Here is a 15,570-nt window from a genome sequence, read left to right as displayed (position 1 = left end):
TCACTTTGCGCCCCTTTTGGGCGAATACGCCAAGGCATTAATAAACCGATGGACGCACACTACAGCCCTCGTGATATCGAACGCGACGCCCAGCAGTACTGGGACAAACATCAGTGCTTTAAAGCCGTAGAGGACGCGAACCGCGAGAAGTACTACTGCCTCTCCATGTTCCCCTATCCCAGCGGTAAGCTGCATATGGGCCATGTGCGTAACTATACTATCGGCGACGTAGTGTCGCGTTACCAGCGTATGCAGGGCAAAAATGTCATGCAGCCCATGGGCTGGGATGCTTTCGGTATGCCCGCGGAAAACGCGGCGATCCAGAACCAGGTACCGCCCGCCAAGTGGACGTACCAAAACATCGACTACATGCGCAATCAGTTGAAGGCACTGGGCTTTGCTTACGACTGGAGCCGTGAATTCGCCACCTGCGATACCAGCTACTACCGCTGGGAGCAGTGGTTCTTCACCAAGCTGGTCGAAAAAGGCTTGGTGTATAAGAAGATGTCGACGGTCAATTGGGACCCGGTGGATCAAACCGTTCTCGCTAATGAGCAGGTGATCGACGGCCGCGGCTGGCGCTCCGGTGCGCTGGTTGAGCGCAAAGAGATCCCGCTGTGGTTCTTGAAGATTACCGATTACGCCGATGAACTGCTGGCGGACCTGGATAAGGTGGAGTGGCCCGAGCAGGTCAAAACCATGCAGCGCAACTGGATTGGCAAATCCCGTGGCGTTGAGCTCACTTTTGATATCAAATCGAAAGACGGCAGTGACTGCGATCCGCTGGCGGTGTACACCACGCGCCCGGATACGCTGTTAGGCGTGACCTATGTCGCGGTTGCCGCAGGCCACCCGCTGGCCAAGCAGGCGGCTGAGCAGAACAGCGAGCTGGCAGCCTTCTGCGATGAGTGTGCCAAAGGCGGCACCTCAGAAGCCGAAATGGCCACCAAAGAGAAAAAAGGCATGATCACTGGCCATAGGGCGGTTCACCCGCTGACCGGCGATGAAGTGCCGGTTTATGTGGCTAATTTCGTGTTGATGGAATTTGGCACCGGCGCGGTCATGGCGGTGCCCGGCCACGACCAGCGCGACTGGGAGTTTGCCACCAAGTACGGCATCGCCATCAAACCGGTTATCGCCGACGAAAGCGGCCAACCCGCCGATGTTTCGGAAGCAGCTTATGCCGAATACGGCACGGTAGTGAATTCGGGTGAGTTTGATGGGCTCGGCTTTGAGCAGGCTTTTGATGCCATCGCCGCTAAATTGGCCGAACTTGGCCGTGGTGAAGTCAAAACCAACTACCGCCTGCGCGATTGGGGCGTTGCCCGTCAGCGCTACTGGGGCGCGCCGATTCCAGTCAAATACGGTCCGGAAGGTCAAACCGTACCACTGACCGATGACGAACTACCGGTCTCACTGCCGATGGAAGTCACCGTTGATGCCTCTGGCTCTCCGCTGAAGAAAATGCCTGCGTTCTCTGATCTGGGCGATGGCTGGACCCGTGAAACCGACACCTTCGACACTTTTATGGAGTCGTCCTGGTACTACGCGCGCTTCTGCTGTGCGGATAACACTGAAGCCATGCTGGACGAGCGCGCCAATTACTGGCTGCCGGTTGATCTCTACATTGGTGGTATCGAGCACGCCATTCTCCACCTGCTGTATGCCCGCTTCTTCCACAAACTGATGCGCGATTTCGGCTTGGTCGATTCCGATGAGCCGTTCCAGCAGCTGCTGACCCAAGGCATGGTGATCGCGGAAACCTTCTATCGCCCTACCGATAACGGCGGCAAGCAGTGGTTTAACCCCGCCGATGTGGAAGTGAGGCGCGATGAGAAAGGCCGCCCGCTCAGCGCTATTTTGATGAGCGACGGCGAGCCGGTAGAGATGGGCGGCATCGAGAAGATGTCCAAATCGAAAAACAACGGCGTTGATCCGCAGTCGATGATCGACAAGTTCGGTGCCGATACCGTGCGCCTGTTTATGATGTTTGCGGCACCGCCCGAGCAGTCGTTGGAGTGGTCAGATTCCGGCGTAGAGGGCGCCCACCGTTTCTTGAAGCGCTTGTGGCGTCAGGTCAATGAGCACTTGGCGGCTGGTGCGCCAGGGCCGCTCAACATTGACGCGCTCAACGATGACCAGAAGGCCCTGCGGCGTAAAACCCACGAGACCATCAAGAAGGCCAGCGACGACATTGGTCGCCGCACTACCTTCAATACGGCGATCGCAGCGGTCATGGAGCTTTCCAACGCGATCGGCAAGTTCGACGACACCTCTGAACTTGGTTTAGCGGTTAGCCGTGAAGCGCTGGAAGCCGGTGTATTGCTGCTTTCGCCGATTACCCCGCACATGTGCCACAGCCTGTGGGAAGCACTCGGCCATACAGGCCCGGCCATTGAAGCGACTTGGCCTGCCGTGGATGAAACGGCCCTAACCCGCGATAGCATTGAGCTGGTGGTGCAAGTCAACGGTAAACTGCGCGCACGCCTTGACGTGCCCGCAAGCGCCGATAAGGCATCTATCGAAAAACTCGCCATGGAACACGAAAACGTGCAGCGCTATCTTGAAGGTAACACCGTGCGTAAAGTGATCGTGGTACCCGGCAAATTGGTCAACATCGTGGTGAGCGGATGAAGAGACGTACATTTCTAACCGCCAGCATCGCCGCCTCGGCGGCGGTGTTGCTCAGCGGCTGTGGGTTTCATCTACGTGGCCAAGCATCGCTGCCTACCCTGCCAACCCTGGCCTTAGAGGGCGACACCAATAGTGCCGTCGCTCAGCAGGTCGCCTCACGCCTTCAACAGCTAGGCACCCAGGTTGCCTCTGATGCGCCCTGGCGGGTTACCCTTGGCACGCCTGCATTAACCGAACGTCGCTTGGGTGGCGATGGCCGGGCAAGCCGCGAACACGAGCTAACCCTCAGCATTCGCCTCTCGGTACAGGAGCGAGCGTCCAATGCCTATCACATCAATAACCAGACCCTGTCCACGGATACCCGCATTCGGGTCAGCGATGACGACCTGCTCAACCGTGAAACGCTGATGATGGAAGCTGAACAAACGCTTGCGCGCCAGCTGTCTCAACGGATCATCGAGCGCCTTACTTACGTTGAGGGCATGCAGTGAAGGTATTTGCTGATCAGCTCCCCGCTGCGTTGGCAAAAAAGCTTCCCCGCGTGGTGATCGTAGCCGGTGATGAACCCTTACAGCATCGCGACGCCTGCGATGCGGTAAGAGCCGCAGCTCGCCAGGCGGGTGTTGAAGAGCGCGAAGTACTCGATGTAGAACCCAACTTTGCGTGGGGTCGATTGATGGAAATGTCCAGCAACCTCTCATTGTTTGCGACCAGCAAGCTAATGGAACTGCGCTTGGGCAACCACAAACTAGGACAAGAAGGTAGCAAAGCGCTAGCGCAGTACGCTGAAACACTGGATAACAGCGATGATATCTTGCTTATCAGTATGGGCAAATTAGATGCCAAGCAGCAGAAAAGTGCCTGGTTCAAAACGCTGGATAAGCAAGGTTTATTCGTGCCGGTCTGGCCTGTCGATGTTTCCCGGTTGGGTTACTGGCTGCGGGATCGCGCGTCACTCCACGGCTTACAAATTGACCTTGATGCAGCTCGCCTGCTGGGTGAGCGCACCGAGGGTAACCTGCTGGCCGCTGACCAGGAGCTACAGAAACTCGCGCTGATTCACCCGCAGGGCACGCGCTTGAACGTCGAGAGCATTGCCCAAGGCGTTGAAGACAGCACACGCTTTGATGTTTTCAATTTGGCCGATGCCTGCCTAAAAGGCGAACCTAGCCGCGCATCGCGTATCGTCAATGGATTGCGTAGTGAAGGGGTCGAGGCCCCCATCGTGCTTTGGGCACTTACCCGGGAGCTGCGCATTCTCCTCTCGCTACACCAGCATCTGGATCAAGGCCAAAGCTTTGAACATGCCTGTAAAAGCCAGAAGCCGATGATTTTTGATAAGCGTCGTCCGGCCTACCAAAAAGCGATTGGCCGCTTGCCAATGAAGCGCCTGCATAAATTACTGTTAATGTCGCAGCGGCTCGATTTAGCCGTTAAAGGTGCTGCAACAGTACCGCTGTGGCCAGGCCTACATGATCTGGCAATGACTATAGCCGGTGGTCGTGGGCTACTTTCTGAATCCGCCTGGACCTATCGCATTAGTGCAAATAATTAGCACTTTGCATATTAAGCTTAAAAATCAAACCATTTGTTTCTATACTCATTCCACACCCCCCGACTAGTCTATAAGGAAGAAGACGATGAAAACATTGCGTGCATACCTCTCCACCCTGCTAATTGCGGCGCTTGTTATTACCAGCCTGCCCGTTGCAGCGGCTCCTACTGAACCTCAATCCATTGATTTAGTCTCTACCCAATCTGTTTTGTCAGCTGATCATGCTGGCGCTGACCGTGAGCGCATTAACGAGATCCTGGCCCGCGCCGATGTGCAGGACCAACTGCTAAAACAGGGTGTTGACCTGGACGAAGTAGATGCCCGCGTGGCTGCCTTAAGCGATTCTGAAGTAAAGCAAATGGCTGACCAGCTTGAGATGATGCCTGCCGGTGCCGGTGGTGGCGTTATCGGTGCCCTCTTTGCCGTCTTTATCATTCTGTTGATTACCGATATCCTCGGCCTGACCGACGTTTATCCGTTTACGCGTTGATAGGCAGCTCATGACCACTAAGTTTTTGAATAGCATGTCTTTGAATGACACGTTTTTGAATAGCATGCTTTCTAACGCCCGCTTCGCGGGCGTTTTTTTTATGCTGCTACTGCTGAGCGGCTGCGCACGAAACCCGGTACTGCTACAGAGTACCTACCAAGCGCTACCTCCCCATGCAGAAATCACCAGTGTACCGTTTTACGCCCAAACGGAGTTTCAGTGCGGCCCTGCCACCCTGGCGATGGTGCTCAACCATCTGGATGTCGAAACAGACGTTGAGCAGCTAATCCCCCAGGTGTTCTTGCCTGAACGCGATGGCAGCGTACAACCAGAAATGCTGGCGACTGTGCGACGTTATGATCAACTCGCTTATCCCATTCGAGGCACCCTGGATGCGCTGTTAGGCCATTTGGCAGCAGGCGACCCGGTGGTGGTGATGCAAAATTTATCGCTCCCTATCTACCCGATGTGGCACTACGCGGTGGCTATTGGCTACGACCTGCCTAGTGAAACGCTTATTCTGCGCAGTGGCGAAATTGAACGCCATACGATGTCGTTTAGCCGTTTCGACGCCACCTGGGCGCGCACTGAACGCTGGGGATTTGTCGTTGCCGAGCCCGGCACGCTACCTGCGGGTATAACCGCCCGTAACGCACTTGAAGCCATTAGTGCTTACGAAGAGTCCCACGGGCCCCGCGCAACGCTTTCAAGCTGGCAAGCGTTTGAAGCGCACCATCCTGCTAATGCAATAGGACAGTTTGCTCTGGGCAACGCATTTTACGCGGATCAGCAACCCGACAACGCACGCACAGCGTTTGAGCGAGCAACCGAGCTTGATAGAAAAATGGGCGCTGCATGGCTCAACTTGGGGATTATATTGCTTCAGCAAGATAAACCACTAAAAGCCCATTCAGCGCTTACCCAGGCTGCTGCGAGTGAAGGGGAATGGCAAGAACGGGCAAAACAACTACTAGATAGAATTTGAGACATGAGGCGTTTATTTGGGAGTGCGTTTTGCACTCCCATGCGCAAAACGATTCAAAAAACCCTGTTTAAACCGTTCTGCGCTGCTACACGGTACGCTTCTGCCATCGTGGGATAGTTAAACGTCGTATTCACAAAGTAGTTAAGTGTATTGGCCTCACCCTCTTGCTGCATGATTGCTTGGCCGATATGCAGAATCTCAGATGCCTGATCACCAAAACAGTGAATCCCGAGTATTTCCAGGGTGTCCTGATGGAAAAGTATTTTAAGCATCCCCACGGTATCACCGGTGATCTGTGCTCGGGCAGTATCTTTGAAAAAGGCTTTGCCTACTTCGTAGGGCACTTTTGCTTCGGTTAACTCACGCTCATTCGGGCCAAACGAGCTAATTTCAGGGATGGTATAAATCCCGGTGGGTACATCACTGACAAAGCGATACTCTTTATCGAGCAGCTCGTTGCATGAATTAAGGCCTTGATCGTAGGCGGCACTCGCCAAACTTGGCCAACCGATAACATCGCCTGCTGCATAAATATGGGGCACCTCGGTACGGTAGTGCTCATCAACACTTAGCTGGCCCCGGCCATTGGCATTCAAGCCAATGTTCTCAAGCCCAAGGCTATCGGTATTACCCGTACGTCCGTTGGCCCATAAAAAAGCATCCGCGCGGATTTTCTTGCCTGACTTGAGGCGCACTATGACGCCCGATTCATCGCCCTCAACACTCTCATACTCTTCATTATGGCGGACCAATACACCGTGCTTACGCAGGTGATAGGAGAGCGCATCGCTGATTTCATCATCCAAAAACGATAGCAGGCTGTCTCGGTTATTGATGAGATCAACCTTGACGCCTAATCCCGAAAAAATCGACGCGTATTCACAGCCAATGACCCCTGCCCCGAAAATCACTAGGGTGCGTGGCGTATGCGAAAGGCTCAAAATGGTGTCGGAGCAGTAAATACGCGGATGGCGGAAATTAATATTCGCCGGGCGATAGGGACGCGAACCGGTGGCAATGACAATTTTCTTGGCCACCAACTCTTCCATGCCTTCCTGGCGGTCACGAACCACCAGCGTGTGCTCATCCTTAAAACGAGCGACGCCATGAAACAGGTCGATACGATTACGCGCATAAAACGTAGTGCGCATCTCGACCTGCTTGTCGATGGTGCCTCTTGAGCGCTCCATCACTTTCGGGAAAGAAAACCAGCGCGGCTCACCGATATCGCGGAACATACGGTTAGTGTTGAACGCCATGATCTGTTTGACCTGATGGCGCAACGCTTTGGAAGGAATAGTACCCCAGTGAGTACAGTTACCACCTACCTGCGCCTGCTTCTCAATAATCGCCACTCGCTTGCCATGCTTTGCAGCGTTGATGGCAGCACTTTCACCCGCAGGGCCCGTACCGATCACCACGACATCGTAATTATGAACCGCCATGCTCTCTGCGTCTCCTTGCTATATTTGATCAATCATCGTCCCGTTGCATACAGCGCAGTTTTGCTAGCGACGTGTAGCGTCATAGCCCAAATCAGCACCACGACTCTCGTCGCTCCGGCGGCGCGCGCCACCGCGCTTGCGGTTCTCTTCTTCACACACCTCATCTTTGCCGCCGCAGATATCGCAGCCATCCTTCATACCGATTTGATTCAAACCACCGCATGAACCAGCGATCGGTTTGCGGCCCATAATGACGCCAACGGCCATCGCACTCATAATCAGCGCCATAAAACCGAATACCAGTAGCCAAATCGTCATATCAACCTCCCAGCATTACATTGCCTTGCTTTTAAATTATTAGCCTTACCTGACGACAACAGTCGTCGTGATAAGTGCCTCACGGTCATCCATCGTTAAAGTGATTATACCTTAGCAAAGCCTCTCTTATCAGCGCGGTGATAAGTCATTCCTTTCACAAGGGTTTATAAACAAACGGGGCCAGCCAAAAGGCCAGCCCCGCTTACAGCAACTATCAGCTCTAGGCAGACAGTTTAGCCACCGAAATCATCCAACAGGATATTTTCCGGCTCAACGCCCATATCAAGCAGCAGCTTGATAACTGAGGCGTTCATCATCGGCGGTCCACACATGTAGTACTCGCAATCTTCAGGCGCTGGGTGATCCTTCAGATAGTTTTCGTACAGCACGTTATGGATAAAGCCTGTCGGCCCTTCCCAGTTATCTTCCGGCTGTGGATCAGAAAGCGCCAAGTGCCACTCAAAGTTCGGGAACTCTTCGGCTAACTGATCGTACTCTTCGTTGTAGAAGGTTTCACGCCAGGAGCGCGCACCGTACCAGAAGGTGATCTTGCGTTCAGACTTCAAGCGCTTCAGCTGATCAAAGATATGACTACGCATTGGCGCCATACCCGCACCACCACCGATAAAGATCATTTCGGCGTCAGTATCGCGAGCAAAGAACTCACCGAACGGCCCCATCACTGTCACCTTGTCGCCTTCTTTAAGATTGAAGACATAGGTCGACATCAGGCCGGGCGGATGATTAGTGCCGGGAGGCGGTGTGGCGATACGGATGTTGAACTTGAGGATACCCTTCTCATCCGGGTAGTTCGCCATGGAGTAGGCGCGAATCACTTCCTCGTTGTTCTTGTGGGAAATTTTGAACATATCAAATTTTTCCCAGTCACCCCGGTACTCCTCTTCAATATCAAAATCAGAGAATTTGACATCATAAGGGGGAGCAACGAGCTGGACGTAGCCACCGGCGCGGAAGGCAACTTCTTCGCCTTCAGGCAGTTTCAGATTCAGCTCTTTGATAAAGGTAGCAACGTTGGGATTGGCAATAACTTCACATTCCCACTTCTTCACCCCAAACACTTCTTCAGGCACTTCGACTTTCATGTCCTGCTTCACAGGTACCTGACAAGAGAGGCGCCAGCCCTCTTTCTTCTCACGCATAGTGAAGTGCGACTCTTCAGTCGGCAGAATAGAGCCACCGCCCTCTTCTACACGGCACTTACACTGGGCACAAGAACCACCGCCACCACAGGCGGAAGAGAGGAAAATACCGTTAGCAGCAAGTGTATTAAGCAGCTTGCCACCGGCCTGGGTTTTCAAAGTGTGTTCGGGGTCGCCGTTGACCTCAATGGTCACGTCCCCGCTACTCACAAGCTTGCTGCGCGCTGCCAGAATGATCGCCGTCAAGCTAATAACGATGACCGTGAACATGACAACACCGAGCAAGATGACTGTTGTATCAACCATGTCGGTTTCCTATTGCTGGAGGTTTCTATTACCCAGCGGTGTTTGCCACCGCTGGGAAAAACCGGCTCCGATTAAAGCTGAATGCCCGAGAAGGACATAAAGCCCAACGACATTAGCCCCACGGTGATGAAAGTAATGCCCAGCCCTTGAAGGCCACTCGGCACATCGCTGTACTTCAGCCTTTCACGGATACCCGCCAGGGCGGCAATGGCCAACGCCCAGCCGGTGCCTGCACCGAAGCCATAGACCACGGCCTCACCAAAGTTATAGCTACGCTCTACCATGAACAGTACGCCACCCAGGATGGCGCAGTTAACGGTAATCAGCGGCAGGAATACCCCCAGCGCGTTGTAGAGCGACGGCACGTACTTATCAAGGAACATTTCCATGATTTGTACCAACGCCGCAATGACACCGATGTAGGAGAGCAACCCAAGGAAGGAGAGATCAATGTTTTCAGCACCACTGATACCAGTCCACGTTAGCGCACCTTCTTGTAGCAAGTAGGTGAATACTAAGTTGTTAACCGGCACCGTTACGGTTAATACAACGATTACCGCGATACCCAGGCCAATCGCTGAGGAGACTTTTTTGGACACTGCCAAGAAAGTACACATCCCCAGGAAGAACGCCAGTGCCATGTTTTCAACAAACACCGAAGCAACAAAAAGACTCAGATAATGTTCCATGTTACACGGCCTCCTTGGGCTTGGTGTTTTCCTTCATTTTGAACTCATTCTCTTCTACCTGTTCCGGGTTAACGGCACGCATCACCCAGATTAGTAGACCAATAATAAAGAACGCTGAAGGCGGCAATAACAGCAAGCCATTGGGAACGTACCAACCACCGTTTTGAACGGTCTGAAGGATAGTGATCCCAAAAATGCTGCCTGAACCGAGTAGCTCACGGAAGAAGCCAACCACCATAAGTACGAAACCATACCCAAGGCCGTTGCCAATACCGTCTAAAAATGACATGCCCGGCGTGTTGGACATCGCAAAACCTTCTGCACGTCCCATGACGATACAGTTAGTAATGATCAAGCCAACGAATACGGAAAGCTGCTTAGACATCTCATAGGCATACGCTTTCAAAATCTGATCTACCACGATTACCAGCGAGGCAATAATGGTCATCTGCACGATGATACGAATCGAGGAAGGAATATGATTCCTAATCAACGATACGAACAGGTTTGAAAACGACGTTACAAAAATAACCGCCAATGCCATCACCAGCGACACACTCATGCTGGTCGTTACCGCTAGTGCCGAACAAATCCCCAGGATCTGCAGAGCAATAGGGTTGTTATGGAAAATCGGCGCTGTTAAAACACCTTTTGCATTTACGTCTGCCATGATCAGGCCCCCTCAACGTCTTCGAAGTCGGTATCGGTCTCTTCGGCGTCTTCCGGCTCAGTACCGCTGCGGAATTTAGCCAAATAGGGACCGAAAGCTTCTTCGCTTAACCAGAACTGCAGCATGTTAGTCACGCCGTTACTGGTTAGCGTAGCACCAGATAGTGCGTCTACTTCGTATTCGTCGCTAGCACCGCCCTTGGTCAGGTGAATTTCCGGTGAGAGGTCGCCCTCTTCATCGTAAATTTTCTTACCTTCCCACTGAGCCTGCCAGCGAGGATTGTTAACTTCAGCACCCAGGCCTGGCGTTTCACTGTGCTCATAGTAGGTGATACTGACAATCGTATTGCCATCACCCTCTACCGCCAGGAAGCCGCGCATTAAGCCCCACAGGCCTTGACCACGAATGGGGAGTACGATCTGTTCCGGATCATCTTCGCCACCAATCAAGTATACGGTGGCGTAGTTTTCGACCCGCGATAGACCTGCGATGTCCTGGTCACCGGATAGCGTGCGACCCGACGCAGGATCACGGGCAGCTTCAAAGCTATCGTAGGTATCAGGATCAAACTCATCAGAATACTCACCGGTATCCAGGTCAACGACCCGAGCGGTGATCTCTTCGCTAAACACCTCTTCAACGTCCATACCTGGCTCGTAAAGCTTGGCAACGTTTAAGATATTGGTTTTACGGTCGAGTTCCTGATTAAGCTGCTGCATGGGACGCAACGCGACCGCCGCTGTCGAGACAATGACGGAGCACACGATACAGAGTGCAAACGCCACAATCAGGACTTTTTTGATGGAGTTGTTACCTTGTGCCATTAGGCAGTCTCCTCGGCCGGTACGCCGGTTCGCTTAACGCGACGCTTGATGTTGGCCTGGACGAAGAAATGGTCAATCAGCGGTGCAAACAGGTTAGCAAATAAGATAGCCAACATGATGCCTTCCGGGAAAGCCGGGTTCACAACGCGAATCAATACGGTCATCACACCAATCAGCGCACCAAATATCAAACGGCCTTGGTTGGTCATCGATGCTGACACCGGGTCAGTAGCCATGAACACCATACCGAAAGCAAAACCACCGATTACCAGGTGCCAGTACCACGGCATGGCAAACATCGCATTGGAGTCGGAGCCGATGAAATTAAAGAGCGTGCTGGTAGCCACCATGCCCAAAAATACGCCAAGCATGATTCGCCACGAGGCAATCCGCGTCCACAGCAGCACTGCAGCACCAATAAAGATCGCCAGCGTCGATACCTCACCCACAGAACCGGGGATGAAGCCAATGAAGGCGTCCCACCAGCTGAAAGTATCCGTTAACGCGGTCATACCCTCTTGGAACGCCAGTGATAGCGCAGTAGCACCGGTGTAACCGTCAGCGGCAACCCATACAGCGTCACCAGAAATCTGCGCGGGGTAGGCAAAATAAAGAAATGCACGGCCAGTCAGCGCGGGGTTCAAGAAGTTCTTACCCGTACCACCGAAGATCTCTTTACCGATTACCACACCAAAGGTGATACCCAGCGCAACTTGCCACAACGGAATGGTCGCGGGCAGTATCAATGCGAATAGCACTGAGGTAACGAAGAACCCTTCGTTAACTTCGTGACCACGCTTGATGGCAAACAACACTTCCCAAAAACCACCCACCACAAAGGTGACTAAGTAGATTGGCAAGAAGTAAGTCGCGCCGAGGACAAAGTTAGCCCATAAGCTGCTGGCATCATGACCTGACGCCAATGTCATCATAATCGCTTCGCGCCAGCCACCCATTGATGCGTAGCCTGCATCGATAGCCGTATTTGCTTGCCACCCCGCGTTCCACATACCAAAGAACATTGCTGGGAAGGTACACAGCCACACGGTGATCATGATGCGCTTCAGGTCGATACCGTCACGCACGTGGGCGGTGGTTTTAGCAACGCTTGGCGGTGAGTAAAAAATGGTATCTACCGCTTCAAAGAGCGGATAGAACTTTTCGTACTTTCCGCCTTTGTGGAAATGCGGCTCGATATTTTGGAGTTTTTGTTGAATACCCATCATCAGGCCTCTTTCTCGATCATGGTGAGATTGTCACGCAGGATGGGGCCATATTCGTATTTGCCGGGGCAAACGTACGTACACAGCGCCAGATCCTCTTCGTCCAGCTCCAAACACCCAAGCTGCATGGCAACCTCAATGTCGCCCACGATCAGCGAACGCAGTAACTGAGTTGGCATGATATCCAGCGGCATCACCGTTTCATATGAGCCAACGGGCACCATCGCGCGCTCTGAACCATTGGTTGATGTGGTGGGTGCGTAGTTACGCAAGCCTTTAATTCTGGAAAGATAGATCCCCAGGACAGAATGTCGATCTGCGCCCAGTGATAGCCACCCAAGTAAGATGCGCTTATTACCTTCTTCAATCAGACTAATTTGATTGCTAAAGCGTCCCAGATAGGTAAGTTTGCCTTCCGCGGTAAAGCCAGAAAATACAGAACCTGAAATGACACGGGTGTCATCAGGTTTGATGACTTCTTCTGTCAGGAGTTCATCCGTGCTAGCGCCGATGCGAGTACGTACCAAACGAGGGTTTTCAGCACGCGGGCCACCAATGGCAACCACGCGGCTCATATCCAGCTTCCCTTCGACAAAGAACTTACCGAACGCGATAACGTCCTGATAGCCGATGTGCCACACCTGTTTATGCAGGGCGACAGGAGAAAGGTAATGAATATGAGTGCCCACTAGTCCGGCTGGGTGCGGCCCGGTAAAGCTTTCGGTTTTGACACCTTCCACCTCACCGCCAGGAATTGAGGCATTTCCCCCTGTACAAAGAAAGACGTTGCCCTCGGTCAGGCGCGCTAACACCTTGAGGCCATCTTCAAATGCTTGCGGCTGCTCATTAATGATCAGTGCAGGGTCAGGGCTTAAAGGATGGGTATCTACGGCTGTTACAAAAATATCGGCCGGGGTGCTATCGATTGCCGGTGTGCGCGAGAAAGGACGCGTGCGTAGCGCCGTCCAGAGTCCCGACTCCACCAGTTGGTCAACAACGACCTGGCGTTCAAGCTGCGTTAAGGCATTACGGTCATGAGCAGCGAATTCAACCGCTTCCTCAGTCTCGTCGACTTTGATCACAACAGATAGTAAACGACGTTTTTCGCCACGGTTTATTGCAAGCACTTCACCGGCAGCGGGCGCTGTATAGCGCACACCATCAATTTTCTTGTCGGTGAAGAGCAATTGGCCTAGTTTGACCTTATCCCCTTCCTGGACTTCCATCGTCGGCTTCATGCCAACGTAGTCGGTACCCAGGATTGCCACGTGGCGCACAGGCCGCGCATCTTCAATACGCTGCTCGGGCGCTCCCGCGATGGGGAGATCCAGGCCTTTTTTGACTTCGATCATAGTCTCGCCCAGTTGTTGGATCGGATATACGAAGGTATGGGGTTCGAATGCTTATTTTCTGCTCAGCGAATTGTTGTTTTCTGCTCAGATTGTTACCAGTCCGGCCCAAGCAGCACTTGAACCACCCCGAAAAATCCATCGTATTATAAAGATAAGCGCGTCCAATGACCACATCCCTGATGATCTCCAAAAGTGCTATATACATTGGCTAAAAGAAGACATAGCGACAAAAAAACGCCACCCGAAGGTGGCGCTGCATCATTATTTCGCCTGATAGCCCCGCGGAGAGGCTAATTTAGCAATATTATTGTTTAGCTATTTAGCGCGGCAGCTTTAAGAACCGCACATTAGACATCTGTTGTAGAATACGCACGACTTGACAGCTATAGCCAAATTCGTTGTCGTACCACAGATAGACAACCGCATGATGACCGTTGGCGATAGTCGCTTTGGCATCAACAATGCCAGCATGGCGATTGCCTACAAAGTCGGACGAGACCACTTCTGCCGAGTCAACGAAGTCAATTTGCTTTTGGTATGCAGAATCAATCGACATGCGACGCAAGTAGTCGTTTAGCGCAGCCGCATCAGTCGTTTTGTCCAGTGTCAGGTTAAGAATGGCCATAGAGACATTGGGGATCGGCACGCGAATCGCGTTACCGGTTAGCTTACCCTCAAGCTCGGGCAGTGCTTTGGAGACAGCTTTAGCCGCGCCCGTCTCGGTTAACACCATGTTCAACGCCGCGCTGCGGCCACGACGGTCGCCTTTGTGGTAGTTATCAATCAGGTTTTGATCATTCGTGTAAGCATGCACGGTCTCAACATGACCGTTTACCACACCATACTCATCGTTAAGCACCTTCAACACCGGCACGATCGCATTAGTGGTACACGACGCGGCAGAGACAATAAGATCATTGTCGCCAATCGACTCGTGATTAATACCGTAAACGATATTTTTGATATCGCCTTTACCCGGCGCGGTCAGCAGTGCTTTGGCAGCACCTTTGCATTTCAAGTGCTGGCCCAGGCCCTCTTCATCGCGCCAAATACCGGTATTATCAACAATCACGGCGTTGCTGATGTCGTAGGTGGTGTAGTCAATCTCACTCGGAGAATCGGCATAGATAACCTGAATGACATTGCCATTTACGGTTAGCGTGCGCGCCTCAGCATCGACCATGATGGTGCCGTCAAAAGGTCCATGAACGGAATCGCGGCGTAGCAAACTAGCGCGTTTTTCAAGGTCTTTAGCCACATCGCCACGGCCACGAACCACAATAGCGCGCAACCGCAGCAAGTTGCCGCCGCCAGCTTTCTCAACCATCACCCGGGCTAGTAACCGACCAATACGACCAAAACCATAAAGCACTACATCTTGCGGCTCACCGGTGCTGGCGCCAGGCTGATAACCATCAATAATTTCATGCAGCTCTTTGCGCAGAAAGGCTTCAACATCGCCCCCACCCTGGCGCTTAAACATTACCCCCAACTTGCCCACATCGACATGCGCAGGGCCAAGATTTAACTCAACCATGCTTTTAAGAATCGGATAGGTATTTTCAACAGAGAGTTCGGTCCCCTCCAGTTTGCGTACAAAGCGGTGGTCTTTGAGAATACGGATGACCGACCGTTTGATGAGCGAGCGCCCGAACATGGTGGCAACAACATTATTCTGACGATAGAGCTGCCCTACTAACGGGATCATCTGCTCCGCCAAGGCTTCGTTGCCTTGCCATTCTTGAAAAACGTTTTCGAGCGCTTGCTGACTCACGTGCGGCCTCATCAGGTAGTGGAAACAGAAAGTGGAAACGGGGTCGTAAACCAATAATTTAGTTTATTATCCGGGGCAAGCGCAGTCGTCGCAATGAAAGGATAGTCGCACAACATGTAGGGGTATTACAGAAACGCCAATCTCA

At 52.7% G+C, this 15,570-nt stretch carries 14 protein-coding genes; 5 read left to right on the top strand and 9 right to left on the bottom strand.

The genetic code is table 11. The annotated features are described in order from the left end of the window. The first annotated feature begins 48 nt into the window (after nt 1–48). The 5 genes from leuS to KO116_RS09610 all read left to right on the top strand — a co-directional run bounded on the left by leuS (nt 49) and on the right by KO116_RS09610 (nt 5,664). Nucleotides 49–2,634 (top strand): leucine--tRNA ligase, encoded by a 2,586-nt coding sequence (gene leuS, locus KO116_RS09630; RefSeq protein WP_035557305.1) that lies wholly within the window; start codon nt 49–51, stop codon nt 2,632–2,634. Beyond that, entirely contained in the window at nt 2,631–3,125 is a 495-nt protein-coding gene (locus KO116_RS09625) for an LPS-assembly lipoprotein LptE (RefSeq protein ID WP_035557302.1), read from the top strand. Before leuS ends, KO116_RS09625 begins: the two co-directional genes overlap by 4 nt. Beyond that, nucleotides 3,122–4,189 (top strand): DNA polymerase III subunit delta, encoded by a 1,068-nt coding sequence (gene holA / locus KO116_RS09620; protein WP_035557299.1) that lies wholly within the window; start codon nt 3,122–3,124, stop codon nt 4,187–4,189. The genes KO116_RS09625 and holA overlap by 4 nt, the downstream gene beginning before the upstream one ends. Nucleotides 4,190–4,274: 85 nt before the next feature. Then, nucleotides 4,275–4,679 carry a PA2779 family protein gene (locus KO116_RS09615; protein ID WP_035557295.1) on the top strand — a complete coding sequence of 135 codons (405 nt, stop codon included), beginning with the start codon at nt 4,275–4,277 and terminating at the stop codon, nt 4,677–4,679. Between the two features lie 100 nt (nt 4,680–4,779). Next, nucleotides 4,780–5,664 (top strand): PA2778 family cysteine peptidase, encoded by an 885-nt coding sequence (locus KO116_RS09610; protein ID WP_235272538.1) that lies wholly within the window; start codon nt 4,780–4,782, stop codon nt 5,662–5,664. A 53-nt stretch (nt 5,665–5,717) separates the two neighbouring features. Here KO116_RS09610 and sthA read toward each other — a convergent pair whose 3' ends face one another. The 9 genes from sthA to KO116_RS09565 form a co-directional block, all read right to left on the bottom strand. Then, on the bottom strand, nt 5,718–7,109 hold the full coding sequence (sthA, locus tag KO116_RS09605) for a Si-specific NAD(P)(+) transhydrogenase (protein ID WP_035557293.1): 1,392 nt from the start codon (nt 7,107–7,109) through the stop codon (nt 5,718–5,720). A gap of 63 nt (nt 7,110–7,172) precedes the next feature. Next, nucleotides 7,173–7,427, bottom strand: a complete 255-nt coding sequence (nqrM, locus tag KO116_RS09600; RefSeq protein ID WP_035557290.1) for a (Na+)-NQR maturation NqrM — start codon at nt 7,425–7,427, stop codon at nt 7,173–7,175. Between the two features lie 233 nt (nt 7,428–7,660). Then, nucleotides 7,661–8,893: an NADH:ubiquinone reductase (Na(+)-transporting) subunit F gene (nqrF, locus tag KO116_RS09595; protein WP_035557287.1), complete on the bottom strand. Its 1,233-nt coding sequence runs from the start codon at nt 8,891–8,893 to the stop codon at nt 7,661–7,663. Nucleotides 8,894–8,964: 71 nt separating this feature from the next. After that, nucleotides 8,965–9,582 carry an NADH:ubiquinone reductase (Na(+)-transporting) subunit E gene (nqrE, locus tag KO116_RS09590; RefSeq protein WP_008956590.1) on the bottom strand — a complete coding sequence of 206 codons (618 nt, stop codon included), beginning with the start codon at nt 9,580–9,582 and terminating at the stop codon, nt 8,965–8,967. Between the two features lies 1 nt (nt 9,583). Beyond that, complete coding sequence (locus tag KO116_RS09585) at nt 9,584–10,252, bottom strand: NADH:ubiquinone reductase (Na(+)-transporting) subunit D (protein WP_035557283.1); 669 nt, start codon at nt 10,250–10,252, stop codon at nt 9,584–9,586. Nucleotides 10,253–10,254: 2 nt separating this feature from the next. Further along, the gene (locus tag KO116_RS09580; RefSeq protein WP_035557280.1) at nt 10,255–11,076 is read right to left on the bottom strand and encodes a Na(+)-translocating NADH-quinone reductase subunit C; all 822 of its coding nucleotides are present in this window, start codon (nt 11,074–11,076) and stop codon (nt 10,255–10,257) included. Next, the gene (locus KO116_RS09575) at nt 11,076–12,302 is read right to left on the bottom strand and encodes an NADH:ubiquinone reductase (Na(+)-transporting) subunit B (RefSeq protein WP_035557277.1); all 1,227 of its coding nucleotides are present in this window, start codon (nt 12,300–12,302) and stop codon (nt 11,076–11,078) included. The genes KO116_RS09580 and KO116_RS09575 overlap by 1 nt, the downstream gene beginning before the upstream one ends. Then, nucleotides 12,302–13,651, bottom strand: coding sequence for a Na(+)-translocating NADH-quinone reductase subunit A (locus tag KO116_RS09570; protein ID WP_035557273.1), 1,350 nt, complete (start codon nt 13,649–13,651; stop codon nt 12,302–12,304). Before KO116_RS09570 ends, KO116_RS09575 begins: the two co-directional genes overlap by 1 nt. Before the next feature lie 319 nt (nt 13,652–13,970). Then, a complete protein-coding gene (locus KO116_RS09565) occupies nt 13,971–15,425 on the bottom strand; it encodes a glyceraldehyde-3-phosphate dehydrogenase (RefSeq protein WP_035557270.1) in 1,455 nt (484 codons plus the stop codon). Nucleotides 15,426–15,570 lie beyond the last annotated feature (145 nt).

This window comes from Halomonas sp. KO116 (assembly GCF_000734975.2).
GTDB classification, from domain to species: domain Bacteria; phylum Pseudomonadota; class Gammaproteobacteria; order Pseudomonadales; family Halomonadaceae; genus Vreelandella; species Vreelandella glaciei.
Note: the sequence above shows the minus strand (reverse complement) of the source record. Positions and strands in the feature narration are given on the sequence as shown.

What these genes read in the sequence shown, in the direction of transcription:
- leuS (WP_035557305.1), top strand. Translation starts at nt 49, where the DNA reads ATGGACGCACACTACAGCCCTCGTGATATCGAACGCGACGCCCAGCAG.
- KO116_RS09625 (WP_035557302.1), top strand. Translation starts at nt 2,631, where the DNA reads ATGAAGAGACGTACATTTCTAACCGCCAGCATCGCCGCCTCGGCGGCG.
- KO116_RS09615 (WP_035557295.1), top strand. Translation starts at nt 4,275, where the DNA reads ATGAAAACATTGCGTGCATACCTCTCCACCCTGCTAATTGCGGCGCTT.
- KO116_RS09610 (WP_235272538.1), top strand. Translation starts at nt 4,780, where the DNA reads ATGCTGCTACTGCTGAGCGGCTGCGCACGAAACCCGGTACTGCTACAG.
- sthA (WP_035557293.1), bottom strand. Translation starts at nt 7,109, where the DNA reads ATGGCGGTTCATAATTACGATGTCGTGGTGATCGGTACGGGCCCTGCG.
- nqrM (WP_035557290.1), bottom strand. Translation starts at nt 7,427, where the DNA reads ATGACGATTTGGCTACTGGTATTCGGTTTTATGGCGCTGATTATGAGT.
- nqrF (WP_035557287.1), bottom strand. Translation starts at nt 8,893, where the DNA reads ATGGTTGATACAACAGTCATCTTGCTCGGTGTTGTCATGTTCACGGTC.
- nqrE (WP_008956590.1), bottom strand. Translation starts at nt 9,582, where the DNA reads ATGGAACATTATCTGAGTCTTTTTGTTGCTTCGGTGTTTGTTGAAAAC.
- KO116_RS09585 (WP_035557283.1), bottom strand. Translation starts at nt 10,252, where the DNA reads ATGGCAGACGTAAATGCAAAAGGTGTTTTAACAGCGCCGATTTTCCAT.
- KO116_RS09580 (WP_035557280.1), bottom strand. Translation starts at nt 11,076, where the DNA reads ATGGCACAAGGTAACAACTCCATCAAAAAAGTCCTGATTGTGGCGTTT.
- KO116_RS09575 (WP_035557277.1), bottom strand. Translation starts at nt 12,302, where the DNA reads ATGATGGGTATTCAACAAAAACTCCAAAATATCGAGCCGCATTTCCAC.
- KO116_RS09570 (WP_035557273.1), bottom strand. Translation starts at nt 13,651, where the DNA reads ATGATCGAAGTCAAAAAAGGCCTGGATCTCCCCATCGCGGGAGCGCCC.